At 66.6% G+C, this 25,322-nt stretch carries 21 protein-coding genes; 9 read left to right on the forward strand and 12 right to left on the reverse strand.

Features of this window, described 5'->3' with window-relative positions:
* Position 1: 1 nt before the first annotated feature.
* From ACFPPA_RS01465 to glk, 5 genes are all read right to left on the reverse strand, one after another.
* On the reverse strand, positions 2 to 1,393 hold the full coding sequence (locus ACFPPA_RS01465; protein WP_377316564.1) for a DUF3999 family protein: 1,392 nt from the start codon (positions 1,391 to 1,393) through the stop codon (positions 2 to 4).
* Entirely contained in the window at positions 1,383 to 4,127 is a 2,745-nt protein-coding gene (locus tag ACFPPA_RS01470; RefSeq protein ID WP_377316566.1) for a DUF2339 domain-containing protein, read from the reverse strand. The genes ACFPPA_RS01465 and ACFPPA_RS01470 overlap by 11 nt, the downstream gene beginning before the upstream one ends.
* Before the next feature lie 141 nt (positions 4,128 to 4,268).
* Positions 4,269 to 4,589: a hypothetical protein gene (locus tag ACFPPA_RS01475; protein ID WP_377316568.1), complete on the reverse strand. Its 321-nt coding sequence runs from the start codon at positions 4,587 to 4,589 to the stop codon at positions 4,269 to 4,271.
* Between the two features lie 132 nt (positions 4,590 to 4,721).
* Complete coding sequence (locus ACFPPA_RS01480) at positions 4,722 to 5,405, reverse strand: HAD family hydrolase (RefSeq protein ID WP_377316570.1); 684 nt, start codon at positions 5,403 to 5,405, stop codon at positions 4,722 to 4,724.
* A gap of 42 nt (positions 5,406 to 5,447) precedes the next feature.
* Positions 5,448 to 6,464 carry a glucokinase gene (gene glk, locus ACFPPA_RS01485; protein WP_377316572.1) on the reverse strand — a complete coding sequence of 339 codons (1,017 nt, stop codon included), beginning with the start codon at positions 6,462 to 6,464 and terminating at the stop codon, positions 5,448 to 5,450.
* Between the two features lie 197 nt (positions 6,465 to 6,661).
* Between glk and hemB the strand changes: the two genes are divergently transcribed.
* The 3 genes from hemB (at position 6,662) to pyrC (ending at position 10,078) form a co-directional block, all read left to right on the forward strand.
* The gene (gene hemB, locus ACFPPA_RS01490; RefSeq protein ID WP_377316574.1) at positions 6,662 to 7,654 is read left to right on the forward strand and encodes a porphobilinogen synthase; all 993 of its coding nucleotides are present in this window, start codon (positions 6,662 to 6,664) and stop codon (positions 7,652 to 7,654) included.
* Positions 7,655 to 7,694: 40 nt separating this feature from the next.
* Positions 7,695 to 8,204 carry a HEPN domain-containing protein gene (locus ACFPPA_RS01495; protein ID WP_377316576.1) on the forward strand — a complete coding sequence of 170 codons (510 nt, stop codon included), beginning with the start codon at positions 7,695 to 7,697 and terminating at the stop codon, positions 8,202 to 8,204.
* 827 nt (positions 8,205 to 9,031) lie between these two features.
* A complete protein-coding gene (pyrC, locus tag ACFPPA_RS01500; RefSeq protein WP_377316578.1) occupies positions 9,032 to 10,078 on the forward strand; it encodes a dihydroorotase in 1,047 nt (348 codons plus the stop codon).
* A gap of 22 nt (positions 10,079 to 10,100) precedes the next feature.
* Here pyrC and ACFPPA_RS01505 read toward each other — a convergent pair whose 3' ends face one another.
* The 5 genes from ACFPPA_RS01505 to trxA form a co-directional block, all read right to left on the reverse strand.
* Positions 10,101 to 10,616: a SecDF P1 head subdomain-containing protein gene (locus ACFPPA_RS01505; protein WP_377316580.1), complete on the reverse strand. Its 516-nt coding sequence runs from the start codon at positions 10,614 to 10,616 to the stop codon at positions 10,101 to 10,103.
* Between the two features lie 131 nt (positions 10,617 to 10,747).
* Positions 10,748 to 12,115 carry a glutamate--cysteine ligase gene (locus ACFPPA_RS01510; RefSeq protein ID WP_377316582.1) on the reverse strand — a complete coding sequence of 456 codons (1,368 nt, stop codon included), beginning with the start codon at positions 12,113 to 12,115 and terminating at the stop codon, positions 10,748 to 10,750.
* A 132-nt stretch (positions 12,116 to 12,247) separates the two neighbouring features.
* Entirely contained in the window at positions 12,248 to 13,033 is a 786-nt protein-coding gene (locus tag ACFPPA_RS01515; protein ID WP_377316584.1) for an ankyrin repeat domain-containing protein, read from the reverse strand.
* A gap of 117 nt (positions 13,034 to 13,150) precedes the next feature.
* Positions 13,151 to 15,001, reverse strand: coding sequence for a transcription termination factor Rho (rho, locus tag ACFPPA_RS01520; RefSeq protein WP_377316586.1), 1,851 nt, complete (start codon positions 14,999 to 15,001; stop codon positions 13,151 to 13,153).
* A gap of 187 nt (positions 15,002 to 15,188) precedes the next feature.
* Positions 15,189 to 15,515: a thioredoxin TrxA gene (gene trxA / locus ACFPPA_RS01525; protein WP_377316588.1), complete on the reverse strand. Its 327-nt coding sequence runs from the start codon at positions 15,513 to 15,515 to the stop codon at positions 15,189 to 15,191.
* 391 nt (positions 15,516 to 15,906) lie between these two features.
* Here trxA and ACFPPA_RS01530 point away from each other — a divergent pair, with 391 nt between their 5' ends.
* The 6 genes from ACFPPA_RS01530 (at position 15,907) to rpoH (ending at position 22,189) form a co-directional block, all read left to right on the forward strand.
* Positions 15,907 to 17,685 (forward strand): DEAD/DEAH box helicase, encoded by a 1,779-nt coding sequence (locus tag ACFPPA_RS01530; protein ID WP_377316590.1) that lies wholly within the window; start codon positions 15,907 to 15,909, stop codon positions 17,683 to 17,685.
* A gap of 121 nt (positions 17,686 to 17,806) precedes the next feature.
* Entirely contained in the window at positions 17,807 to 18,484 is a 678-nt protein-coding gene (ftsE, locus tag ACFPPA_RS01535) for a cell division ATP-binding protein FtsE (RefSeq protein ID WP_377316592.1), read from the forward strand.
* Positions 18,481 to 19,461 carry a permease-like cell division protein FtsX gene (ftsX, locus tag ACFPPA_RS01540; RefSeq protein WP_377316594.1) on the forward strand — a complete coding sequence of 327 codons (981 nt, stop codon included), beginning with the start codon at positions 18,481 to 18,483 and terminating at the stop codon, positions 19,459 to 19,461. The genes ftsE and ftsX overlap by 4 nt, the downstream gene beginning before the upstream one ends.
* 139 nt (positions 19,462 to 19,600) lie before the next feature.
* Entirely contained in the window at positions 19,601 to 20,443 is an 843-nt protein-coding gene (locus ACFPPA_RS01545; RefSeq protein WP_377316596.1) for a response regulator, read from the forward strand.
* Entirely contained in the window at positions 20,440 to 21,138 is a 699-nt protein-coding gene (ung, locus tag ACFPPA_RS01550; protein WP_377316598.1) for a uracil-DNA glycosylase, read from the forward strand. Before ACFPPA_RS01545 ends, ung begins: the two co-directional genes overlap by 4 nt.
* Before the next feature lie 193 nt (positions 21,139 to 21,331).
* Complete coding sequence (gene rpoH, locus ACFPPA_RS01555; protein WP_377316600.1) at positions 21,332 to 22,189, forward strand: RNA polymerase sigma factor RpoH; 858 nt, start codon at positions 21,332 to 21,334, stop codon at positions 22,187 to 22,189.
* Positions 22,190 to 22,290: 101 nt separating this feature from the next.
* Here rpoH and ACFPPA_RS01560 read toward each other — a convergent pair whose 3' ends face one another.
* Both ACFPPA_RS01560 and ACFPPA_RS01565 read right to left on the reverse strand, forming a co-directional pair.
* Positions 22,291 to 23,685, reverse strand: coding sequence for a S41 family peptidase (locus tag ACFPPA_RS01560; protein WP_377316602.1), 1,395 nt, complete (start codon positions 23,683 to 23,685; stop codon positions 22,291 to 22,293).
* 130 nt (positions 23,686 to 23,815) lie between these two features.
* Complete coding sequence (locus ACFPPA_RS01565; protein WP_377316604.1) at positions 23,816 to 25,051, reverse strand: murein hydrolase activator EnvC family protein; 1,236 nt, start codon at positions 25,049 to 25,051, stop codon at positions 23,816 to 23,818.
* Positions 25,052 to 25,322 lie beyond the last annotated feature (271 nt).

The raw sequence follows: 25,322 nt of genomic DNA on the forward strand, positions 1-25,322 counted from the left end.
ATCAGCGCTGGTCGTCGCCGCGCCGCGCCTGCCGCAGCAGGCTCCAGGCCATGCCGGCCACCATTAGTGCGCCGCCGATCAACACCAGCCACAGCAGCGAACGGGTCCAGTCGTATGGCGTCTTCGGCGCCATCAGGGCCGAAGCGCCCGCGGCGTCGCTGACCGCGCCAAGCGTCGCCAGCGGCGGCTGCCAGTCGGCGCCGGCTGGGCGCAGGCGTTCCAGCGCCGCGTCCACCGGATAGTCGCCGCGTCGTGCGGCATAGCTGCCGGCGAGCAGGCTGTACGGGCCGTCGCCCTCGGCCAGGAACACGAACACATCCGGCCGCCACGCGACGCGCAGCGACGGTGGCTGCGACAGCGGCGTGTCGGTATGCAGGCGCAGGTGCTGCACGCGCACGGTCGCGACTGCGGTGGAAGGATCTTCGCCCTCGTTCGCGCCGAGCCGCACGGCGGTGATCATGGCCAGTTGCCGCTCGCTGCCGCCATCGCGGTCGAGCAGGCTGAATCGCGCCACCGTGTTGTCGCCGGCAAGATCGATCCGCGCCGCTTCCACCGGCAGGGCCGCGGGCAGGGCGTAGTCGTAATTGACGCCACCGCCGCTGGCCGTCGAGGCGGGCGTGGCCGTCAGGGTCAGCCAGTGACGCGCGGCGATGCGCCCGGCCAACGGGTCGGTGTAGCTGCCGCGAAGTTCCACCCGCGGGGTCTGTGCGCTGTCCCACGGCGCGACGTCGTCCGCGCGCAGGCTCAGGCGGTAGTAGCGCGCGGGAGCGCCGCCGCTCAACGTGATGGTGTGCTGCTCGACCGCCTCGACACCGCGCCTGACGCTGACGATGTCGGCACCCTGGCCCCGTTCGACCCATGACTGCAGGTCGTCGCTGGACTGTGCGGAAAGATGAAAGCGCGAGTCGGCCGGCAGGGCGAGCGGGTCGATCTCGATGCGATCCAGCTCGACCCGGCGATGGGCATCGAGCAGCCATTGGCTCGGGCGGCCCGACGCGGCGGGAGTGGACGGCTGCTCGATCACGATGTCGCCGTTGCTGTTGCGCTGCACGCGCACGCCCGTACCGTTGCTCGCGCTGCTGGCCGGCAGCGGCAGCAGGGTGGCTTGCAGACGGAACGATTGCGGTCGCGGCGGTGCCTCGGACAGGGGCGCGAAAGGCACCTCCTGGCCCTGCGCATTGACCACCACCAGATCGCGCAGATGGGCGTCTGGCCGGGAGGCCGCATAGACCGCGGGCGTCAGCTCGACCCGCCACGCCGCACTGCGGCCCGGCGTAGCCAGGGCGTAGCGGTAGGCGTAGTCGGCCGGCGTGACGGCGCCGGCGGCGAACGGCAGCAGCAGGCACAGCAGCGGCCAGGCGCGCCATGTCGGCGGGCGCGGATCAGGGCGCATCGGCAAGCTCCCCGTTCGACGGCGATGACCGCCGCGGCGGTGCCGGTGCCAGATAGCCGATCACCGTGCAGAGCAGGCCGTAGGCAATGAACGAGGCAATCCCGAACAGGTTGCCCAGATGGCTGCGATCGACCAGCAGCAACTTGGCCAGCACCACGCCCATGGTCAGTGCACCGGCCAGCCAGACCAGCCGCTGGCCGCGGCGTGAACCCCACACCCAGGCCAGCAGGCCGAACACGCTCCAGGCCACGGTGAGCGACATCTGCGCCAGGCTCGAGTCGAACAGGGCGCCGTTCCACGGTACGTGGCCGAGCTGGTGCACGGCGCGCAAGGTGGCGCTGGTGGCGAACGCCATGACGAGCACGCCCAGCAGCATCGCCCGGCGCGAGCGCAGCGAGGCCGGTGTTGTCGCGTCGCCCAGCCAGCGGGCGAACAGCAGGCCGATGATGATCAGCAGCAGTTCCAGCGGATTGAGCAGCGGCAGATACGCCATCGGCGTGGCGTCACCGGCCAGGAACAGGCCGGCCAGCCAGTTCAACCCCAGCACGAACAGTACCGAGCCCAGCAGGGGTGGGCGCAGCGCCGGCAGCAAGTCGGCCAGCGGCGGTGCGATCCAGCGCGGCCGGATCAGTGCCAGTGCCGCCAGCGCGCACAACGGCAGCATCACCAGCAGCAGCATCCAGGCAGCAGACATCCCGGCCGTGCCCTGCAACTGCAGCTTGATCGCGACGCTGGCCACCAGTGCCCAGCGCCACAGCCAGCCCAGCTGGGTCAGCAGCGCCGGCGATGGCCAACTGCGCAGGCACTGCAGCGTGCGCCAGCCCAGCGCGGCCGCCAGCACGTTGGCGAGCAGATTCCAGCCCGCCAAGGGTTGCTGCCCGTCGATCAGCTGCCGCCACACCAGCGGCAGGATCGCGGCGAACAGGATCGGCGCGGTCCACGCCACCACGGCACCGAGTTCGAAGCGCGGCCGCCGCCGCGCCACTTCGGCGGCGACCCAGGCGGTCAACGCGAGCAGGATGATCGTTGCGGCGGTTTCGCCGGAGGCGTCGACATGCCGGCCGATCTCGCTCCAGCTCGCGCCCAGCCACCAGCACAGGCCCCACCCGTACAACAGCACCGCGGTCCAGCGCTGGAGCACCGCATCCGTGCCCAGGCGCGCGTAGAACGATGCGCTGGCGAAGGCGGCGGCGACCAGGGTCAAGGCACCGATGAAGTCGCGATCGAGCCACGCCGTGGCGATCATCGGCGCGCTGTCGACGTGCCCGATCAGCAGGGCGACCGCCGCCGCCAGCTGCAGGGCCACGCCGCTCCAGCGCGACAGCCGGCGCTGCTGGCGCAGGCCGAGCCAGATCAGGCCGGCGCCCTCGAGCGCGAAGACGCCGCCGGTCAGGCTGGCGCTCAGCGCCAGCGGCACCGCCAGGGTGGCGAACGCGATCGCCAGCACCGCCCAGGCATCCCGCAGGATGCCGAGGTTGTCGCGCCCGCGGATGCTCCACGCCACGGCCACATAGATGGCCGCCGCCGCCAGCGCGGAAAACGCCAGCGGCTGGCCGCGCCAGTGCAGCAGGGCCGCCTGCAGCAGCAGGCTGATCAGTGGATTGCCGAACAGCAGGCAGCCATCGATCAGCCTGCGCTGATCCGGAGCGGCGCGGCGCAGGTACAACAGCGGAATCGCCAGGTAGAACAGGAAATTCAGGATCAGGAACGGCTCGGTACTGGCGAACAGTTCGGGCTGGTACTGCAACACGCCCCACGCACTGCCGATACCGAACGTGGCCACGAAGCCGAGCAGGTTGAGCACCCGCCACGAACGCTTCCATGCGATGCCCAGAATGGCCAGGTTGAGCACCGCGTAGTAACTGAACAGGGCGACGTGGCTGCCATGGCCGGTCGAGGTGAGGATCGGTGCCAGGAAGCCGGCCAGCAGACCTAGCACCGCGAGGGCCAACGCATCCTGCAGCACGGCCAGCAAGCCGACGCCGGCGACCAGCACCACCAGCAAGACGAACGCCGCCGACGGCGGCAGCAACGCATACAAGCGGAATGCGGCAAACACGGTGATCAGCAGCACGCCGATCGCGCCGCCCTGCAGCGACAGCGCAAACACCCGCCGCGAATCGCGCTGACGCCAGCCGAGCAGCAGCGCGACGATCGCCGAAAGTGCCACCAGACTCAGGCGCAGACCGATCGGCACGCGCAGCATGCCGGCGTCCGAGGCGTACTTCAACAAGGCCGCCACGCCAGCGAACAGCACCAGCATGCCGATCTTCACCGGCACGTTGCCTTCGGTAAACCAACTCTTGATGCGGGATATCGCGACCGCGGCCATGTCGGGCTGCGCCGGTTTGTATGCGCGCACCGATGTGGGAATACGGGGGCGCTGGGGTGGGCTTCCCGGTGGACTCGCCAGCGGTGGCGGTGCGGCAGGCGCGGGAACGTCGGCGTGGGGGGTGTCCGACTGAGTCACCGGCTCCCATGTCGCCGGAGCGGCGGGCGCGGCTCGTTCGCGCTGGCTCGCCGGTGGTGGTGTCGCGACCCCTTGCGCCAGCGCCCGATCGAGCTGCGCACGGGTCTTGTCCAGTTCGCCGCGAAGTTTTTTCTGATGCGCCCAGATCAGGCCCAGCAGCACGCCCGTCAGCATGCCGTACAGATGGTCGCCGGAACCCGAGCCGTCGATCATGCCGACGACCATGAACAACACCAGTCCCGCCAGTCCCCAACCGATATACATGAGCTCCCCCCGAGCCACGCCGCCTCACGTTCCGCCGGCCCGGGCAGTCTGGCATGGAACGTCAGCCGGTCGGTAGGCAGGCCGCCGGTACCGGCCCCGATCGCCGCGATCCGCGACGAACAAGGTGCGGGTTCGCCACGTTCAGGACGAAGGCGGCATGCGTGTGCGCAGCAGCGCATCGACGGACTGCTGCCATTGCGGCGAACCGGGCGGCGATTGCGGCGCTTCCTGGCCCAGTTCATCCTGCACCGCCTGATTCCAGGCATCGGAACCGTGCTCCAGGGGGCGTCCGCTGCCGTCATTGATGCCCAGGCTGCGGTCGACCCATGCATACCATTGGGCGGAACCGAGCGCGACATTCGTCGGCGCGGCGTGACCGGCGTCGGCCTGCGGCGGTGCCGGCGAGGGCGAGCACGCCGCGAGCAGCAGGGCGAGCGGAAGGCTGGCGACGAGTCGGCGCATGGGCGTCTCCGTGGGCGGCTGGCTACGTGCAGCCTACCCTCTCGACTCCGGCCGATGATTAATTTTTCATGAGGCCCGCGGCGGTCTGCGACGGCGTTCAGCGAGCAGGTCGCGGCACCGCAACACGCCGGTTCAGTCGCGTGCGGCGACTTCGTCGATGTGCCGCAGCAGGTCGGCGGGATCGTCATACACGCGGAAGGCGCCGGACTGCTGCAGTTCGGCCTGGCCATAGCCGCCGCAGAGCACGCCGACGCCGAGTGCACGGGCACGTTGGGCGGCCAGCATGTCCCACACGCTGTCGCCGATCACCAGCGACTGGTGGATGTCCACGCCCAGGCGTGCGGCGGCGGCGAGGAACAGATCCGGGTCGGGCTTGGCATGGCGTACCTGGTCGCGCGTCACCACCGGCACCTTCGATGGATCGACGCCGAGCGCCTCGATATTCGGTGCCGCGGTCTCCATGCGCCCGCTGGTGGCGATCGCCCACGGAATGTCCCGTTCGGTCAGCCAGGCCAGCAATTCGCGCGCGCCCGGCAAGGGCCGCACCGAGCCCTGCGCATGCAGCTGCTTGAAGACCTCTGCATGCCACTGGCGCAGACGTTCGAGCCGCTCCGCGGTGATTTCCAGGTCCGTCTCGCGCAACAGGATGTCGGCGAACAGGCCACCGCTCATGCCGATCTTGCGATGGATGCGCCATACCGAGATATCCACCCCTTCGCGGTCCAGCGCTTCCTTCCAGGCCAGCACGTGCTGGTACACGCTGTCGATCAGGGTGCCGTCGAGGTCGAACAGGAAGGCGGTGTCGCTGCGGGGCATGCTCGTTCTCCTTTGGGTCGCCGGGGCCTCGCCGGCAGCTTGCTAGCCTCGCTTCAGCAGCGGCCGTCCCGATTCCAGCACGGCCAGCGCGGCCGCGCCCAGCAGGCCCGGCTCCGGGTTCATGATCGCCTGGGTCGGCACTTTTTCCATGATGTCGCGAAAGCGGCCCTTGGCCTCGAAGCGCTCGCGGAAGCGGCCACGCTCCAGCCACGGCAGCAGGATCGGGATCAGCCCGCCGGTAAGGTAGACACCGTCCCAGGCCCCCAGGGTCAGCACCAGGTCGCCGGCCACGCTGCCGAAGATCCCGGCGAAGGTTTCCACCGTGCGCGTGCATAGCGGGCAGCTGTCGTCCTTGGCGCGGGCGGTGATGTCTTCCGGTTTCAGCTCATCGGCCCTGGCCCCGACCATGTGGCAGATCGCGTCGTACAGGTTGACCAGCCCCTGGCCGCAGATCAGTCGCTCGTTGGAGACGCGCCCGTACTTGTGGTTGAGGTAATCGAGGATCGAGATGTCCTCGGGCGAATGCGCGGCGAAGCCGGCGTGGCCGCCCTCGGTTTGCAGCACGCTGCAATGGCCGCCGCGAACCAGCAGGCCGCCGACACCGAGACCCGTTCCGGGGCCGACGATGGCAAAGGTCTGTTCGTCATGGGCGCCGATCACCGGCCGCGGCACCGTGCCCACATCGACCAGGTCATCGCCCTGCAGCAGGGTCACCGCCATGCTCTGGGCGGCGAAATCGTTGACCAGGTGCACGTATTCCAGGTCGAGCGCGCTGGCGGTCTGCCGCGCGGAAATCGCCCACGGGTTGTTGGTGACCTTCACCGTCTCGCCATCGTCGATGCGCCCGGCGGCGGCGATGATGGCGCGGCGGACCTGCAAACCGGTATCGGCCAGGTATTGCTTCGCGGTGGAGACCAGCGATTCATGATCGGCCACCCGGTAGCGCCGGATGCTGTCGGGCAGCAGGGGCTGGCTGAGTGATGGATCGGCCACCCCGAAACGGACATTGGTGCCGCCGAGATCGACGAGCAGGGTGGGGGCACTGTGGGGCTGGCTCATGAAACTTCCTACGTCGTGGAACGCCAAGCGTGCCGACGTAACGCAGGTTAGTCCAGTGTTTTGCCCACCGTACGCGATGGAATGGGTGGTCGCGGGCGCTGGCTGGATGACGCGCAGCCGATCGCGGCGCAGGTGGCCCCGCCGGTGACGGCCCGTGACGGCGTAAAATGCGCGGCAACGTCCCGCGAGTACCCGCCATGAGCTTTCCCGCCATCCGCATGCGGCGCATGCGCCGCGATGCCTTCTCCCGCGCCCTGATGCGCGAGCACACCCTGCTGCCGACCGACCTGATCATGGTCGCGTTCGTGATCGAGGGCGAAGGCCGGCGCGAGGCGGTGCCGTCGATGCCGGGCGTCGAGCGGTTGTCGATCGACGAACTGCTGAAGCTGGCCGGCGAGTGCGTGCGGCTGGGCATTCCCGCGCTGGCGCTGTTCCCGTCGCCGGGATCGTCGGTGAAAACCGAGGATGCCGCCGAGGCGTGGAATCCGGATGGCCTGATGCAGCGCGCCACCCGCGCGCTGAAGGCGGCGTACCCGGAGCTGGGCCTGATCGGCGACGTGGCGCTCGACCCGTACACCACCCACGGTCAGGACGGCCTGATCGACGCCAGCGGCTACGTGATGAACGAGCCCACCGTCGAGGCGCTGATCCGGATGTCGCTGGCGCAGGCCGAGGCCGGCATGGATTTCGTGGCGCCATCGGACATGATGGACGGCCGCATCGGCTCCATCCGCGATGCGCTGGAAGCGGCCGGCCACATCCATACCCGCATCCTCGCCTACTCGGCCAAGTACGCCTCCGCCTTCTACGGCCCGTTCCGCGATGCGGTCGGCTCGTCGGCGAATCTCGGCAAGGGCAACAAGCACACCTACCAGATGGACGTGGCCAACAGCGACGAGGCACTGCACGAAGTGGAACTCGACATCGCCGAAGGCGCGGATGCGGTGATGGTGAAACCGGGCCTGCCGTACCTGGACATCGTGCGCCGGGTGAAGGACGCGTTCGGCGTGCCCACCTTCGTCTATCAGGTCAGCGGCGAGTACGCGATGCTGAAGGCGGCCTCGATGAATGGATGGCTGGACGAGAAGGCGGTGGTACTGGAGTCGCTGACTTCGATGAAGCGGGCGGGGGCGGATGCGATTCTTACGTATTACGCGATCGATGCAGCGCGGTGGTTGCGAGGAGAGTAGCAGGAACCCGTAAACAACAAGACTTGTCGAGTCTGGGGGCATGTGCGTGACTAACGATGGAACTGGTGAACCCTCGCCGTTTGGCACGTTGCGCTACGCAGAGGACTATCGCATTGCTGCAGAGAAGGTAATCGGCGATTGCAGCCCACTTGAAAGTAAGTTGCTGATGCCTGCATACAACCTCATTGCGCAGTCGATTGAGCTGAGTCTGAAGGCCTATTTACTTTCCATGGGCCATGGGAACCGTCAGCTACGTGGACCTGAGTTTGGGCACAAGCTCAATCAGCTTATTTCGGAAGCCGAAAGGCTAGGACTGAACAGCCTGGTTTTGCTCGATGACGTCGATCGACAAGTTGTGGCTGACTTGAATGTGCATTACGAGATGCATGAATTCCGATACATCAAGATTGGGTTGAAGACGCTCCCATTCTGGTCCCTCATTGCTCCGTTGGCGAAGAGGTTCACGCACGAACTACATGACTATTGCTTGGCGCTCTTATTGGGTGAAGAGGGTGCTCGTAAACGAGTTGAAACGTGTGGGAAATTTTAGTCTCGAGGCTGTAGGCTAGCGGATTCAGATTCAGTTTCTGCGATGTGCCAGTGTGCATCGCAGGGGCAAGAGCTTTCGTCCTCCTGCGGAGGGCGAGTCACTTGCTCTTTTGCTTGTCCAAAAGAGAAGTAACCAAGAGAAAACGACACCCCCCTTGGCGCTTGCCGGGCATCCCTGCCCGGCAAGTCCGTGAGCTGGGGCCGGGCTTTTCGACCGGACTCCTGTCCGGGCGAAAAGGAGTCGACATCCCTGTCGACTCCCCTGCGGGCCTGTCGTCCCCAGCTCACCGCCGCACAGGGGCCCCGGGTAGAGCAGCGGGCCGTCGTGGCCCGCACTCGGTGCGCCGCCGCTGCGCGGCGGCGAAAGCGGAAGAGCGACATGCGCGGCGTTGACTGCTTTGCTCCCTCTCCCCGGCAACGCCGGGGAGAGGGCTGGGGTGAGGGGGCTTTTGATCTGGCTGTTCTGAAAAGTACGCGCAGGATGCGCGTCGCTCTGCCCGGGGCCCCTCTGCAGCGGCGGGCGGGTGGAGGAACAGCCCGCAGGGTGACCGGCAGGGATGCCGGTCAGTTTGGCGTCAGTCCATGGATGGACTGTCGACAAACCCCGTAACCCGCACGCGGACCTTGCGGGCAGGGATGCCCGCAAGGCGCGGAAGCGGGGTGCCCCTCTCTTTGGTTACTTTCTCTCGGGCAAGCGAGAGAAAGTGACTCGCCCTCCGCAGGAGGGTGAAAGCTCTGTTTTCTGCGATGCCGGTGCGTGGCGGAGGCCCCGGATCACCATCGCGCGATACCATTGCCGCCTCAGACCGCAAACCGAGTCCGCAATCCATGACACCCACGCGTCTTGAAATTACCCGTCCCGACGACTGGCATCTGCATCTTCGTGATGGCGACGCGCTGGCCTCGGTCGTCGCCCACACCGCGCAGCGATTTGCGCGCGCCATCGTGATGCCGAACCTCAAGCCGCCGGTGACGACGGTGGCGCTGGCTGAAGACTATCGTCGACGGATTCTGGCGAGCCTGCCGACGGGGTCGCGTTTCCAGCCGCTGATGACGCTGTACCTCACCGAGGAGACCCCGGTCGAGGAGATCGCCCGCGCCAGGGCCAGCGACAGCGTGTTTGCGGTGAAGTATTACCCTGCCGGCGCCACCACCAATTCACAGTCCGGCGTGCGCGAGCTGTCGCGGGTGTATCCCGTGCTGGAGGCGATGGAGCGGCACGACCTGCCCTTGCTGCTGCATGGGGAGGTCACCGACCCGGAGATCGACATCTTCGATCGCGAGCGGGTGTTCATCGAGCGCCATCTGATGCCGCTGCGCGAGCGGTTTCCGGCACTGCGCATGGTGCTGGAACACATCACCACGCGGGATGCCGTGGACTTTGTCAGCGGGGCATCGGCGAACGTGGCGGCGACGATCACCGCGCATCATCTCCTGCTCAACCGCAACGCGATCTTCGAAGGCGGCATCAATCCGCATCATTACTGCCTGCCGATCCTCAAGCGCGAGACACATCGCGCTGCGCTGGTAAAGGCAGCCACCAGCGGCGACCCCCGCTTCTTCCTGGGCACGGACAGCGCGCCGCACATCCGCGCAGCGAAGGAGACGTCCTGCGGCTGTGCCGGCATCTACACCGCCCACGCCGCCATCGAGCTGTATGCCGAGGCATTCGAGCAGGCCGGCCGGCTGGATCGGCTGGAAGCGTTTGCCAGCTTCCATGGCCCGGACTTCTACCGGCTGCCGCGGAACCAGGATCGCATCGTGCTCGAACGCATGCCGTGGATCGTGCCGGAGGAATACCCGCTGGCCGGATCGACCTGCAGGCCGATGCGCGCAGGCGAGTCGGTCGCCTGGGCGGTCACGGAAACCCCGTAGATTGGTGTGAGCGAAGCGAACCCTATGATCTGTTTCTTTTCAGGAAGTGCTCGGCAAGCTGCGCGGCGTCGGCTTGAGATGTGGCACTCAAGTAGAGTTCGTCGCCGGTGATGGCACCATAAACAGTGGCGCTCCGTAAAACCTTTTTGTTTACGGCGACCACGATCCGCCTACCTTCGGCGTTGGTGGTCAGGTGCAGCATCTCTGTCGCATCGGAAGGCCTGAGCCTGATCACCACAGCCCACATCTGTGTGCGTTTGCCGTCCACAAGGCGGATCCCAAGGGGCGTCAGGTCGCGGGCCATCCTGCTACGGTCGACACATTCCCGGGGGGTGCCACTCGGATCGAAAACACCCGGTGCACGAGAGAAGTACGCAGCACCTTCCTCGAGTGCGCCATGCGCCGGACAGGAGAGCGCGAGCGTAATCGGTGCAAAGGTGAAAACAGTTCGAGCAGGATCAAGCGGCTTTCCGTCCTTTCCGCAACCGAACATAACTAACGCACAGGCGCTGATAAATACGACGCTCATCATGCGCATCGGGGTCACCTCAATGATTGGATCTGATGCCGCGATGACCTCGAGGCATAAGCGGCCAGGATGATATCAGGCGTATTTCACAGATCGGCGGCCGAGCGGCCGATTATTCCAGGGTGCTTCGACATGAAGGATCAATAAGCAAACTCGCGGAAGACCGGATCCACGCTGCCGTTCCACGGGCCATGGAACAGCTCCAGCTTGCGTTCGGCCGGGGTCTGGTTGGCCTGCACGATCTCCAGCAGCGGCTCGAGGAAGATGCTTTCGTCGGCGCCGTGCTTGTTGAGGCGGGCGCGGCGCTTGAGACCGTGGCCGGCGATCTTCAGCGCCTCCTCGGCGAGGTCGCGTACCGTGCCGCCGCGGAACGGCAGCTTCAGCGCGTGCTTCGGTACGCCGTCGCGCAGCGCGTGGCGCTCGACCGGGCTGAAGTCCTTGACCAGGTCCCAGGCGGCATCCAGCGCCTCGTCGTCGTAGAGCAGGCCGACCCAGAACGCGGGCAGCGCGCACAGCCGGTTCCACGGGCCACCGTCGGCGCCGCGCATCTCCAGGTACTGCTTCAGGCGCACTTCCGGGAAGGCGGTGGTGAGGTGGTCGGCCCAGTCCTTCATGGTGGCGCGGGTGCCGGGCAGGGCCGGAAGTTCGCCGGCGATGAAGCGCTTGAAATCCTGGCCGGCGAGGTCGAGGTACTGGCCGTCCTGCAGGCTGAAGTACATCGGCACGTCGAGGATGTAGTCGACGTAGCGCTCGTAGCCGAAACCGTCGGCGAAGACGAAGTCGAGCATGCCGGTGCGCTGCGGATCGGTATCGGTCCAGATGTGCGAGCGATACGACAGGTAGCCGTTCGGCTTGCCCTCGGTGAACGGCGAGTCGGCGAACAGCGCGGTGGCGATCGGCTGCAGCGCCAGGCTGGTGCGGAATTTCTTGATCATGTCCGCTTCGGACGAGAAATCCAGGTTCACCTGCACGGTGCAGGTGCGGGTCATCATGTCCAGGCCCAGCGAGCCGACCTTGGGCATGTACTCGCGCATGATCTTGTAGCGACCCTTGGGCATCCACGGCATCTCGTCGCGGCGCCACTTCGGCTGGAAGCCCATGCCGAGAAAGCCCATGCCCAGTTCGTCGGCGACCGAGCGCACGTCCTTCAGATGCGAGTTCACCTCGCAGCAGGTCTGGTGGATCGTTTCCAGCATCGCACCGGACAATTCCAGCTGGCCCGCCGGCTCCAGCGTGATCGAGGCGCCTTCCCGGGAAAGGGCGACCGGGTTCTCGCCTTCGCGGGAGACTTCCCAGCCGTAGCGGCTGGCCAGTGTCTCCAGCAGGATCTTGATGCCGCGCTCGCCCTCGAACGTGGGTGGCCGCAGGCTGTCGGTGAGGAAGCCGAACTTCTCGTGCTCGGTGCCGATGCGCCATGCCTCGCGCGGCTTCTCGCCGGCGGCCAGGTAGTCGGCCAGTTGCTGGCGGCCTGCGATCGGGGTGCTCTTCACGGCACTGGGTATGGACACGGGCACGCCTCGCTGGGTGGAGCGAGTCACTATGGGGGTGCTGAGCGGCCACGAAAAGGGCTTGACGGGAAATAATTGTACGTGGCGGTACAGATGGTTGCCGACGCCAGGCTCGAAGGCGCCGCGGGCCTCTCAGTGCGCGGTGTCGACAGCGGGACAGACCAGCCGTTGCACCAGCGCCGCGGGCAGCCCCTTCTGCCGGCCGATGGTCGCCAGCGAGGCGTCGGGCTGGTGCATCTGGATGAAGCGGTCGTCGATGCACGGGTTGGCGCCGTGATCGAGCAGGCGTTCCACGATTTCGGCATGGCCAAGGACGGTGGCCACGGTCAGTGCATCGGCGCCGTTGGTTGACGAACGGGCCAGGCCATTGGCGTGGTGGCGCAACAGCACGTCCACCGTCGCGGCGTCGCCGCAGCTGGCGGCAATGACCAGGGCCGGCCCGTAATACCGGCCCTCGTTCTTCAGCAATCCGGCGGCAGCGAGACCCTTGACCGTACTGGAGCCCTCCAGGCGCGCATCCTGCTTCATGGCGGCCACGGTCTGCCGGAAGAAGCTGTCCCTGAGCGGAGGTATCCAGCCCATGCCGTCGGCCACGGCGCCATCGCCCAGCAGTGCCTCGACCATGTCGGTGTGTCCCGCATAGATGGCCGTGAGCATGGCCGTCTGGCGCCAGCGCGCCACTTCGCCCGGATTCAGTCTCGCGAGCTGTTCGCGCGCCTCGGCGAGTCGGCCGTCGATCACATCGACCATCAGTGCGGCTACGCCGGGCGGGGCATCGTACAGATCCCGGTTCCACAGATCGCGCGCCACCGGCGTGGCCTGGCGGCACAGGTCCTGTGTCGACGGGGCGTTGTCCCGGCCGAGCGCAGGACAGGACAACAGCAGTGTGCATGCCAGCAATACGGGTCGCGAGAGCATCGGTGGTTCACCCCCAAGGCTGCGGCTCGATTTCATCCCAGGCAGGGTCGTTTCGCAAGTGCACGACAGCAGAAAGGCCGGCATGTGCCGGCCTTTCCAGGTCACGTCCGAAGACGATCAGCGCTTCATCGAATTGAAGAACTCGTCGTTGGACTTGGTGTTCTTCATCTTGTCGAGCATGAACTCCATCGCGCTGAGTTCGTCCATCGGGTGCAGCAACTTGCGCAGGATCCAGATCTTGGCCAGCAGGTCCGGATCGATCAGCAGGTCTTCGCGGCGGGTGCCGGAGCGGTTGATGTCGATCGCCGGGTAGACGCGCTTCTCGGAGATGCGCCGGCTCAGGTGCACTTCCATGTTGCCGGTGCCCTTGAACTCCTCGTAGATCACCTCGTCCATCTTGCTGCCGGTGTCGGTCAGCGCGGTGGCGATGATGGTCAGCGAGCCGCCTTCCTCGACGTTGCGCGCGGCGCCGAAGAAGCGCTTCGGACGCTGCAGCGCGTTCGCATCCACGCCGCCGGTGAGCACCTTGCCGGAGCTCGGTACCACGGTGTTGTAGGCGCGGGCCAGGCGGGTGATCGAGTCGAGCAGGATCACCACGTCCTTCTTGTGCTCGACCAGGCGCTTGGCGCGCTCGATCACCATCTCGGCGACCTGCACGTGGCGCACGGCCGGCTCGTCGAAGGTCGAGGAAATGACTTCGGCGCGCACGGTGCGGGCGATCTCGGTGACTTCCTCCGGCCGCTCGTCGATCAACAGCATGATCAGGTGCGCTTCGGGGTGGTTGTACTGGATCGCCTGCGCGATGTTCTGCAGCATCATCGTCTTGCCGGATTTCGGCTGCGAGACGATCAGGCCGCGCTGACCCTTGCCGATCGGCGCGATCAGGTCGAGGATGCGCCCGGTGATGTCCTCACTGGAACCGTTGCCCCGCTCGAGCTTGAACGCCTTGCGCGGGAACAGCGGGGTGAGGTTCTCGAACAGCATCTTGTTCTTCGACGCTTCCGGCGGATCGCCGTTGATCGTCTCCACCCGCAGCATGGCGAAATAGCGCTCGCCTTCCTTCGGGTGACGCACGCGTCCGGTGATGTAGTCGCCGGTGCGCAGGTTGAAGCGGCGGATCTGGCTGGGCGAGACGTAGATGTCGTCGGGGCCGGCCAGGTAGGACTCGTCGGCCGAACGCATGAAGCCGAAGCCGTCCTGCAGGATTTCCAGCACGCCTTCGGCCCAGATGCCGCCGCCGGAGCGGGCGTGCGCCTTGAGCACGTTGAAGATCACGTCCTGCTTGCGGGCGCGGGCGACACCTTCGTACACGCCCAGCGACTCGGCAAACTCCAGCAGCTGGATCGCGTTCTTGCGCTTCAGCTCGGTAAGGTTGATGACCCGGTCGTTGCTGCCCGGATCGGCGTTGTCGTCGTCCACCGGCAGGCCGTTCGGGTTGGGTCGCGGGTGGCCACCGCCCTGCGGACGGGGTTGCTGCGGATTGCCGCCGCCACCGCTGCCGCCGCGCTCGTTGCGACGGCGCCGGCCGCGGCCTTCGCGGGCTTCACGGGGGGCATTGTTCTGGCCGGCGTTCGGATTCGGGTTCTGGCCCTGACCCTGGGCGGGAGCCTGGTTCGACGCGGCATTCGGATCCGCGGCCGGCGGGTTGACCTGCTCGCGCGGTTCGGCGGCGGGCCGGGGCGGCTGCGCCTCGGTCTGGGCGGCCTGGGGCGCTGCCGGCGGCGCCGGAGCGGGTGCCGGTCGCTCGGCCGCGGGCATCGGCGCCGGTGCGGGTGCCGACGTGGCAGCGACCGGCCTGTCGACCTTCGGCGGGCTCTCGGTTTTCGACGCGGTTTCGGCATTCGCCGCCGCGATCGCTGCCGCCGTGCGCCTCGGCGCGCGGGGGCGCGGCTCGGGCTTGCCTTCGGCAACGGGCTTGGCGTCGGCGCTCTTGGCGTCGTTCGGAATCAGGTTATCGGTATCGGACACGGGCAATCCTCGCAGGGCGCCGTTGAATTACAGGAGGGAGGATGTGCGTCGCGCGGAAGGCGCAAGGGGACAGGACTGCCCCGACGGACGCATTGAATCTAGCACCCGCCGCATGTCGGCGTAAAGCATCGGCAACCTGCCCGGTCACGCGGAGCAGGTCGCCGGCAGCGGGTTTGTCACGAACGGATCAGATGGCCTTGTCGATCATCTGGGTCAGCTGGCCCTTGCTCACGGCACCGATCTGGGTGGCCTCGACCTTGCCGTTCTTGAACACCATCAGGGTCGGAATGCCGCGTACGCCATAGGCGCGCGGGGTCTGCTGGTTCTCGTCGATATTCACCTTGACGATGCGCAACTTGCCTTCGTATTGCTGGGCCAGTTCGTCCAGCATCGGCGCAATGGCCTTGCACGGGCCACACCATTCGGCCCAGAAATCCAGCAGTACCGGGGTTTCTGACTTGAGCACCTGCTGCTCGAAGGCGTCGTCGTTCACATGGGTAATCAGGTCGCTCACCGGGAATCTCCGTGGCTGGGGGCGCAAAACATGCGGGTGAAACACAATGGGGTGGCAAGGGTGGCAACACAAGGAGTGAGGACGGGCGGGGCCATCATCAGCTACACTCAGGCGCCCATGAAGCTGGGTTGGGTCGGAAGAAGACGTGCCATGACGGCAGGTGTTCATTCCAGCGCAACTCCGGGCACGATTCAAGGGCGGCTTGCACAGTCGCCCGTCAGACCGCCGGCAAATACGGCGTCGCACGCCGCGGCGCGACCTTGTTGACCCTGACATCGAGCCGCTTCGCTGCGCATCGCGCACCCGTCCTGCACCGCCCGCTGCCGATGTCCGGCGTCCGAGGCGGGTGCAGCGCATCACGCCGCCGTCAGGCAAGGTTTTCATTCCCCATATGTCACAAACTGTACTCACCGACACCTTCTTCACCAATTTCGATTTGCATCCGCTGCTGCAGCAGGGTCTGGACGACAGCGGTTTCACCCGCTGCACGCCGATCCAGGAAATGACCCTGCCGCTGGCACTGGCCGGACGCGACGTCGCCGGCCAGGCGCAGACCGGCACCGGCAAGACCTGTGCCTTCCTGGTCGCGCTGATGAATCGCCTGCTGACCACACCGGCCGTGGCCGACCGCAAGGACAGCGACCCGCGCGCCCTGATCATCGCCCCCACCCGCGAGCTGGCGATCCAGATCGACAAGGATGCGCAGGCGATCGGCCGGCACACGGGTCTGAAGACCGCGCTGATCTATGGCGGCGTCGATTACGACAAGCAACGCCAGCAGCTGAAGGACGGCTGCGACATCATCATCGCCACGCCCGGCCGCATGCTCGACTACCACAAGCAGGGGGTCTTCAGCCTCAACAGCGTCGAAGTGATGGTGATCGACGAAGCCGATCGCATGTTCGACCTGGGCTTCATCAAGGACGTGCGCTTCATCTTCCGCCGCCTGCCGCCACGCGAGCAGCGTCAGGTGCTGCTGTTCTCCGCCACGCTGAGCCACCGCGTGCTGGAGCTGGCGTACGAGCACATGCACGAGGCCGAGAAGCTGGTGGTGGAGAGCGAGAACGTCACCGCCGATCACGTGCGCCAGCTGGTCTACTTCCCGGCCAAGGAAGAGAAGATGCCGCTGCTGCTGAACCTGCTCGACCAGGCCAAGCCGAGCCGCAGCATCATCTTCGTCAACACCAAGGCCGCCGCCGAGCGGATCACCGAGCGGGTCAAGCGCCATGGTTGCCGCGTCGGCGCGATTTCCGGCGACGTGCCGCAGCTGAAGCGGCAGAAACTGCTGCAGCGTTTCCAGGAAGGCCAGCTGGACATCCTGGTCGCCACCGACGTGGCCGCGCGCGGCCTGCACATCCCGGCGGTGAGCCACGTCTTCAACTACGACCTGCCGCACGAGGCCGAGGATTACGTGCATCGGATCGGGCGTACCGCGCGGCTTGGCGCCGAGGGTGATGCGATCAGCTTCGCCTGCGACCTGTATGCGATGTCGCTGCCCGACATCGAAGCCTATATCGGGCAGAGCATTCCGGTGGCGCAGATGGATCCGCAACTGCTGATCATGCCCAAGCCGCGTGCGGTCGACGCCGAGTTTGCTGCCAATGCTGCTGCCGACAGCGCCGCCTACGGCGACGTGGTGCCGCCACGGCCTGGCGAAAAGCCGCGCCGTACCGGTGGTGCCGGCCGTAGCGGTGAGCGCAGCGGTGGCGCCGGCCATGCCGGCTCGCGCCCGCCACGTGAGCGCAGGCCGGCCGCCGTGGCATCCGAAAGCGTTGCCGCCGCGGTGGTCGAGCCGGTGGTCGCGGTCGCCGCGCAAACGGTTGAGGCGACCGGGGATACCTCCGTTGTCGAAGGTGCACGCAAGCCGCGTCGTCGTCGCGGCGGACGCAATCGCCGTCGCGAGGGCGAGGCGCCCGAGGCCGGCCAGACGAACGGCCAGACGAACGGCCAGACGAACGGCCAGAGTACCGCCGAAGCCGGCAGCGAGCGCGCTCCGAGGGGCGAGCGCCGTCCGCCGCGGGACCGCAACAAGGCGACCGAATCCAGCGGATCGGGTCACCAGCGTCCGTCGCGGCAGGTCGAGGTCACCGCCGGCAAGACCGGCGAGCATGCCCACCCGAACAAGCCCGGCTTGTTCCGCCGGCTGACCCGGCTGTTCACCGGCCGCTGAGCGGGTCGATTGCCGTGGGATGAATCCGCGGCGATCGATGGGTTGGGGAAGTCCGCATCTTGGTGCCGGCTTCCCTTATCCTTGCCGCTGGCATGACGACGCGCAGGCTCGGGGATACGCGGTGATCCAGTTTGATCAAGTCAGCAAACGCTACGAGGGCGGCCATGAGGCGCTCTCGCAGCTTTCATTCGAGGTGCCGACCGGCGAGATGGCCTTTGTCACCGGCCATTCCGGTGCCGGCAAGAGCACCCTGCTCAAGCTGCTGGGGCTGATCGAGCGACCCTCCCACGGGGCGATCAGCATGGGCGGCAAGAACCTCGCGAAGATCCGCCGCAGCGGCGTACCGAAATGGCGTCGACAGATCGGCATGGTGTTCCAGGATCACCGCCTGCTGATGGACCGCACGGTATTTGCCAACGTCGAGCTGCCGCTGGTGATCGGCAGCATCGCCCGCGCCGAACGCGCCCGGCGCGTCCGCGCGGCGCTGGAGAAGGTCGGCCTGCTAGCCTATGAGCGACAGTTGCCGGCGACCCTGTCTGCCGGGGAACAGCAGCGCGTGGGTATTGCCCGCGCCATCGTGGCGCGACCGACCCTGCTGATCGCCGATGAACCGACCGGCAATCTCGATCCGCAACTGGCGCTGGAGATCATGGGCCTGTTCGCCGAGTTCCAGCAGGTCGGCACCACGGTGCTGATCGCCAGCCACGACCTGCCGCTGATCAAGCGCATGAAGCGACGCGTGATCGTCCTCGACCATGGCCGGCTGGTGGCCGACCTGGCTGCGCAGGAGGTGCTGTGAACAGGCCTGCGGAAAACATTTCAGCCGGTTCCGACGCTCCGGCGCGCAACCAGCACAGCCATGGGCGGCGCTTCGCCAGCTGGCAGGAGCATCACGGCTGGAGCGCGGCGGCGAGCCTTCGGCGGCTGGCTTCGCGTCCGCTGGGCAGCCTGCTGACGATTGCGGTGATGGGGCTGGCGCTGGCCTTGCCGTTGGCGTTCTACCTGTTGCTGGGCAACGTGCAGAAACTCGGCGACGCGCTGGGCCAGAGCCAGTCGATCAGCGTATTCATGCAGCCGGGGCAGACCGCGCAGCAGGCGCAGTTGCTGGCCAGGCAACTGGGGGATCGCGCGGAAGTGGCCGCGGTCACCGTGAAGACCCCGCAGCAAGGCATGGACGAACTGGCGAAAATGCAGGGATTCTCCGGCGCCCTGAAGACGCTCGACGACAATCCGCTGCCTTACGTGCTGCAGCTGCAGCCGCGTGCCGACGTGGGCGCCAGCGCCCTCGAGCAACTGGTGACCGACGTGCGCACGATGCGCAGCGTCGATCTGGTGCAGGACAGCGGCAGCTGGCGGCAACGACTGGATGCCCTGCTCGGCGTCGGCAGGCGGGCCGTATTGATACTGGCGTCGTTGCTGGCGCTGGCGGCCTTGCTGGTGGTCGGCAACACGGTGCGGGTGGACATCGCCAGCCGCAGCGAGGAAATCGGTGTGTTGTTGCTGGTCGGTGCCAGCAGCGCGTTCGTGCGTCGCCCCTATCTGTATGCGGGGCTCTGGTATGGGCTGTTCAGCGGGGTGCTCGCCGCGCTGCTGGCGGTGCTGATCGAGTTCGCGCTGGCCGCGCCGGTGGCGCAACTGAGCCGGGCCTATGATGGGCGGCTCGAGGTCGGCGGATTGCCGTTGTGGTTGCTGCTGGCGGTTCCGCTGGCGGCGGCGGCGCTGGGCTGGCTGGGAGCGCGCCTGGTCAGTGCCTGGCAATTGCGCAGGGTGGTGTGATGGCTCTTCGATGCGGTGACGTGAATCGCAGCGGTTGATGTGGGCCTCGGTGCATTATCTTCAATTGAAGCGGGCGCGGGGGTGCGCCCGCAGGTTCATCGGCTAGGGACCGCCACGGGTCGGGTGGGTGAGTGAAGGAATGAGTACAAATATCAGCGGCCGTCTGCTGACCGAGGCGCCGCGCGTGCTGGTGGTCGATGGCTCGCGCGTGGTGCGACAGTTGATCAGCCGCGTGCTCAAGGCCGAGCTGCCCGGGGTCGAAGTGGTGGGTTGCGGCAGCGGCGAGGAGGCGCAACAGGTACTCGGCGAGGGCGTGTTCGACTTCATCACCATCGCACTGCGGCTGCCCGACATGGACGGGCTGGAACTGGCGAAGTTCGTGCGCGAATCGGCGCCGCAGATCTACGTGCCCATCGTGGTGGTGTCCGGCGACGTCGAAGACCGCCTGCACCGGCGCTCGCTGGGCGAGGATGTCACCGATTATTTCGACAAGGCACTGGGTTTCCAGGCGCTGGCCGAGTTCATTCGCGGCTATGTGAGTCCGCAAGCCAGCGCGGAAGGTACTGTGCTTTACGTCGAGGACAGTCGGGTGGTGGCGCTGGCGACCCGCCGCATGCTGGAGAAGATCGGACTTACCGTGCGTCACGTGGTCAGCGTCGAGGATGCGATCGCCCTGCTGGAGACGGATCGCTCGTTGGGCTGGATCGGTGCCGACCTGGTGCTGACCGACGTCAGCCTGAAAGGCGAGCTGACCGGCGGCGATCTGCTCAAGCACATCCGTGGCGAATTCGGTTACGGCAAGGGTCGGCTGCCGGTGCTGGTGATGACCGGCGACGAGAATCCGGCCAACCAGGCCGCGCTGATCCGGGCCGGTGCGAACGATCTGGTCGAGAAGCCGGTCGAGGAGAAGCTGCTGGTCACCAAACTGCTGTTCCAGCTGCGCGTGGCCGGGCATCTGCGCGCGCACGCGCAAGACGCATGAGCGATACCCCGATCAAACTCGAGCCGTCGTGGAAGGCGCGCATCGGCGACTATCTGCTGCGCCCGGAGATGCAGGGCCTGTCGACGTTCCTGCGCGCCGAGAAGCACGCTGGCAAGCGGATCTACCCGCCTGGCCCGGAGATCTTTGCCGCGTTCGAACACACCCCGTTCGACGCCGTGCGCGTGGTTATCCTGGGGCAGGATCCCTACCACGGTCCAGGCCAGGCCCATGGCCTGTGCTTTTCGGTGCGTCCCGGTGTCCGGGTGCCGCCGTCGCTGGACAACATCTTCAAGGAAATCCAGCGCGACCTCGGCATCCCGCGCCCCGACCATGGCTGCCTCACGGCCTGGGCCGATCGGGGCGTGCTGCTGCTCAACAGCGTGTTGACGGTGGAGGAGGGGCGTGCCGGATCGCATGCGAATCGGGGCTGGGAAGGTTTCACCGGCGCGGCGATCGACGCATTGAACCGCGAGCGTGAGGGCCTGGTCTTCCTGCTGTGGGGTGCCTATGCCCAGCGCAAGGGCCAGCTGATCGACCCTGGCCGGCACTGCGTGCTGAGTTCGGTGCACCCGTCGCCGTTGTCCGCCCACCGCGGTTTCATCGGCTGCGGCCATTTCTCCGCGGCCAACGCCTGGCTGCAGGCCAGGGGGCAGTCGGCCATCGACTGGTCGTTGCCGTCGCGATCCCTGCTGTAGGCCGCCTCACGGCCGCTTGAATGGGGGCGTGCGAGCCTCATGTGGATGCATCAGGGGTGCTGGACAAGGCCGATCTATATCTGTACCATTCGGTTCATTAAGGCCCGGGTCCGATCCGGTTCGAACCAATCGAGGTTTTAGCACTCTAATTATGTGAGTGCTAAACTTTGACGTCATGCAGGAGGTTTCACCCATGTCTCAAGCCTTGGTGACTGCCAACTTTCCGCTACCGAGCGTGGTGGGTAGTCTGGATGCCTATATTTCCGCGGTGCACCGGATTCCGGTACTCAGCGTGGAAGAAGAACAGGCGTTGTCGCGGGATTATCTCGAAGAAGCGAATCTGGCTTCGGCGAAGAAGCTGGTGATGTCGCACCTGCGTTTCGTGGTGCATGTCGCCCGCGGCTACAGCGGTTACGGCCTGCAACTGGCCGACCTGATTCAGGAAGGCAACATCGGCCTGATGAAGGCGGTCAAGCGTTTCGATCCGGATCAGGGCGTGCGCCTGGTCAGCTTTGCAGTGCACTGGATCCGTGCCGAGATGCACGAGTTCATCCTGAAGAACTGGCGCATCGTCAAGGTCGCCACCACCAAGGCGCAGCGCAAGCTGTTCTTCAATCTGCGCAAGAGCAAGAAGCGCCTGGGCTGGATGAACGCGGCCGAAGTGAGCACGGTGGCGAAGGATCTGGGTGTGCCCGAGGCGACGGTGCGCGAGATGGAGTCGCGGCTGTCCGGTCGGGACATCGGCTTCGAGCCGATCGGCGACGACGAGGACGCCAAGCCGGCGCCAGCGGCGTTCCTGATCGACGATGGAGCCGATCCGTACGAGAACGTGTCCGACGAGGACTACGCCGACAACCAGATGCAGACCCTGACCGATGCCCTGAGCCATCTGGACAAGCGTTCGCGCGACATCATCCAGCGTCGCTGGCTGGACGACGAGAACAAGGCCACGCTGCAGGATCTGGCTGACGAGTACGGTGTCTCCGCCGAGCGCATCCGTCAGGTCGAGGCGAACGCGATGAAGAAGATGCGCGGCCTCTTCGCGGTGTAATGCGAGGCGTCGGGCAAGGCCGCAACAGTGGTTGCGGACCCTGTCACGGCACGCAACGAAACGGCCCGGGAAACCGGGCCGTTTGCGTTGTTGCGCCGGCCTCAGCGCCGGATCGCTGCAGCCTGGCGCAGGGCCATGCCCTTGAGCACGTTCAGCGCCTGTGACAGCGCGTAATCGCTGGTCGCCAGCTTGCCGTCGTCGGCGCTGCCGTCGTCGTTGATGTCGTTGCCGGCCTTGGCATGCTCGTTGGCCAGGTGATTGGGCAGGTCGGCCTCGGAATTGATCAGTGACGGTGCGCTGTCCGCCTTGCTCACGGTGAGATCGGCCAGTGCGATATCCGGTTTGATGCCTTCGGCCTGGATCGAGGCACCGCTCGGCGTGTAGTAGCGGGCGGTGGTGATCTTCACGGCATGGTCGGCGTCCAGCGGCAGCACCGTCTGCACCACGCCCTTGCCGAACGTGCGCTGGCCCATGATCAGCGCGCGATGGTTGTCCTTCAGCGCGCCGGACACGATTTCCGCCGCCGAGGCGGTGCCGTTGTTGGTCAGCACGATCATCGGCGCACCGTCGAGCTGGTCGCCGGGGTGGGCGTTGAAACTCATGTTGGCGTCCTGCAACCGCCCGCGGGTGGTGACGATGATGCCGGAGTTGAGGAAATCGTCGCTGACCCCCACCGCCGCCGTGAGCAGGCCGCCGGGGTTGCTGCGCAGATCCAGCACGGCACCCTTCGCCGGACCGTTCTTCTTCAGCAGCTCGGCCAGCTTTCGTTGCAGGTCGCCCACCGTGTCATCCTGGAACTGGCTGATCCGGATGTAGGTGTAGCCAGGTTCCAGCTCGCGCACCTTGACGCTGCTGACCGAGATGTTCTCGCGCACCAGTTGCAGGTCGATCAGCTTGTTGCTGTTCTGATGGATGATGGTCAGCGCGACCTTGCTGCCGGGCTTGCCGCGCAGCTGCTTGAACATCTCGTCCACGTTCTGCGAATCGATCAGGATCCCGTTGATCTTGACGATGCTGTCGCCCGGCTTGATGCCGGCTCGTGCGGCCGGAGTGTCATCGATCGGCGAGACGATACGCAGGCCGCCGTCGACCTGCAGCACCTCGATGCCGAGGCCGCTGTACTGACCGGTGGTGTCCTCGCTGAGCTGGGCCAGGCCGTCCTTGTCCAGGTATTCGCTGTGCGGATCGAGTCCGCTGAGCATGCCGGTGATCGCCGCCTTCATCAGGGTCTTGTTGTCGACCTTCTCCACGTAGGCCTGGCGCACCACCTCGTACACCCGGCTGAAATTGCGGATGTCGTCCAGGTCGACCTGATCGGTGCTGGAACTGGCGCTGGCCGGTACGCTGGCACTGCTGCTGGCGGCCGGCAGGTCGATCGGCGGTGCGGCCGTGCTGCTGCCGCCGGCCACGGTGCTTTGCGCGTGCACGCCCGGTACGGCGAACAGGAATGGAACAGTCAGCAGCAGGACGAACTGATGACGGGAGGGAAGGCGCATGCGGGTGACTCCGTACAACGGGGAAACATCGCGCCGGAGCGCGACAGAAAAGGCGGCGGAAGCCATGGACAACCGAACGCCAGGGTAATTCACTGCTCAAGCACCAGCCTGCAGTGATGGCGTGATCGCGTCAACGGCGCTGGCTGAGCCAGCTGCGTGGATCCACCGGCTTGCCGCCCTTGCGCAACTCGAAATATACGCCGGTGTTGATGCCGGTGGGGGCGCTGGCGGTGCCGATCGCCTCGCCCGGTTCCACCTTGTCACCGACCCCATGCAGCAGGGTCTCGTTGTTGCCGTACATGCTCATCCAGCCATTGCCGTGGTTGACGATGATCAACATGCCGTAGCCACGCAGGAAACCCGCGTAGATCACGCGGCCGCGGGCCACGGCATGGATCTCGCTGCCGCCGCTGGCCTTGATCAGTACGCCGCTGCCGTAGCTGTTGACGGCGCCGCTGGCCGGCCACGGCAGGTTGCCACGGATGTCCGCGCTGGCCCGGCCGACCTCGATCGGCGGGGGTGCCCGATGGCCCGGATGTCTTCCCGTCGTCGCCGTGCGCGCCGCCGCGGCGCGGGTGGCCTCTTCGCGGGCGGCCTGGTCGATGACCTTCTGCAACTGCGCGACCAGGCGGTTGAGCGACTGCGCATTCTGCTTCAGCGCCGCCAGCCGCTGGGCCTGGTCCTTGTATCTGGCGTCGGTCTCCGCGGCCAGTTTCTGCTGTGCGGCGCGTTGCCGGGCCAGCGCCTTGGCTTGCTCCTCGCGCTGCGCCCTGGTCGCCTGCAGTGCCTGCTGGTCGGCGCTGATGGCGTCCTCCAGCTCCTGCAATTTCGACAGGTCGGTCATCAGCCGTTGCACACGACTGACCCGGTCCTGCTGGAAATACTTCGAATACACCAGTGCGCGGGCGATGCGCGCCACGTCCTGGTCGCCGAGCAGCAGGCGCAGATCCGAACCGTGACCCAGCGCATAGGTGGCGCGCAGCAGGTCGGCAATGGCCGCACGCTGGTTGTCCAGCGTCTGCTGCAGGCTGGCGCGTTGCTGTTGCAGCTGGTCCAGCTGCTGCTGTTTGGCCGCCAGTTCGCTGTCGGTCTGGCGTACCGAGCGTGCCGCCGCCGCCAGGGCATTGGCCTGTCGGGCCAGTTCCGCGTTGACGCTGTCGCGGCGTGCCGCGGTATCGGCCTGCTGCTTCGCCAGCGCCTCCATCTTGCTGCGCAGATCGGCCAGCTTCTGCCTGGCCTCGGCCTGTTCGGTACGGTTCTTGCCATCCTGGCGGGCCTGGACCGGCGGGGCGAGCAGGGTACAGGCCACGGCGAAGGCGAGCAGGCCAGGGACAAACGGGCGGGCGAAGCGGGCATGGTTGGGCATCGGTCGATTATTACCGAGCTGGACGACCGCGGCGAGACGGATCGTGCGGATCGCCGCTGGCTCACGGCGGCCTGCGCGATGCCGCAGCCTGGCTGAACGGGCTCGTGCGGGTCGGGTCGCACGGAACCGCCGCGGGCATATAGACGTCCAAATAACTTTTGACGCGGCGCAGCAATTGTGCTTTAGTCGGACAACACCCCGCGCGCAGCGACGGTGCTCATGGCAGCGCCGCCGGCGCGCGTCCAGCAATTTCGTCCGCCGGGGAGGCAAG

This window comes from Rhodanobacter ginsengisoli (assembly GCF_042657065.1).
In the GTDB taxonomy this organism is placed as follows: Bacteria; Pseudomonadota; Gammaproteobacteria; order Xanthomonadales; family Rhodanobacteraceae; genus Rhodanobacter; species Rhodanobacter ginsengisoli.

What these genes read in the sequence shown, in the direction of transcription:
- ACFPPA_RS01475 (WP_377316568.1), bottom strand. Translation starts at nt 4,589, where the DNA reads ATGCGCCGACTCGTCGCCAGCCTTCCGCTCGCCCTGCTGCTCGCGGCG.
- glk (WP_377316572.1), bottom strand. Translation starts at nt 6,464, where the DNA reads ATGAGCCAGCCCCACAGTGCCCCCACCCTGCTCGTCGATCTCGGCGGC.
- ACFPPA_RS01505 (WP_377316580.1), bottom strand. Translation starts at nt 10,616, where the DNA reads ATGCGCATGATGAGCGTCGTATTTATCAGCGCCTGTGCGTTAGTTATG.
- ACFPPA_RS01530 (WP_377316590.1), top strand. Translation starts at nt 15,907, where the DNA reads ATGTCACAAACTGTACTCACCGACACCTTCTTCACCAATTTCGATTTG.
- ACFPPA_RS01465 (WP_377316564.1), bottom strand. Translation starts at nt 1,393, where the DNA reads ATGCGCCCTGATCCGCGCCCGCCGACATGGCGCGCCTGGCCGCTGCTG.
- pyrC (WP_377316578.1), top strand. Translation starts at nt 9,032, where the DNA reads ATGACACCCACGCGTCTTGAAATTACCCGTCCCGACGACTGGCATCTG.
- hemB (WP_377316574.1), top strand. Translation starts at nt 6,662, where the DNA reads ATGAGCTTTCCCGCCATCCGCATGCGGCGCATGCGCCGCGATGCCTTC.
- rpoH (WP_377316600.1), top strand. Translation starts at nt 21,332, where the DNA reads ATGTCTCAAGCCTTGGTGACTGCCAACTTTCCGCTACCGAGCGTGGTG.
- ACFPPA_RS01565 (WP_377316604.1), bottom strand. Translation starts at nt 25,051, where the DNA reads ATGCCCAACCATGCCCGCTTCGCCCGCCCGTTTGTCCCTGGCCTGCTC.
- ung (WP_377316598.1), top strand. Translation starts at nt 20,440, where the DNA reads ATGAGCGATACCCCGATCAAACTCGAGCCGTCGTGGAAGGCGCGCATC.
- ACFPPA_RS01495 (WP_377316576.1), top strand. Translation starts at nt 7,695, where the DNA reads ATGTGCGTGACTAACGATGGAACTGGTGAACCCTCGCCGTTTGGCACG.
- ACFPPA_RS01515 (WP_377316584.1), bottom strand. Translation starts at nt 13,033, where the DNA reads ATGCTCTCGCGACCCGTATTGCTGGCATGCACACTGCTGTTGTCCTGT.
- ACFPPA_RS01480 (WP_377316570.1), bottom strand. Translation starts at nt 5,405, where the DNA reads ATGCCCCGCAGCGACACCGCCTTCCTGTTCGACCTCGACGGCACCCTG.
- ACFPPA_RS01560 (WP_377316602.1), bottom strand. Translation starts at nt 23,685, where the DNA reads ATGCGCCTTCCCTCCCGTCATCAGTTCGTCCTGCTGCTGACTGTTCCA.
- ACFPPA_RS01545 (WP_377316596.1), top strand. Translation starts at nt 19,601, where the DNA reads ATGAGTACAAATATCAGCGGCCGTCTGCTGACCGAGGCGCCGCGCGTG.
- ACFPPA_RS01470 (WP_377316566.1), bottom strand. Translation starts at nt 4,127, where the DNA reads ATGTATATCGGTTGGGGACTGGCGGGACTGGTGTTGTTCATGGTCGTC.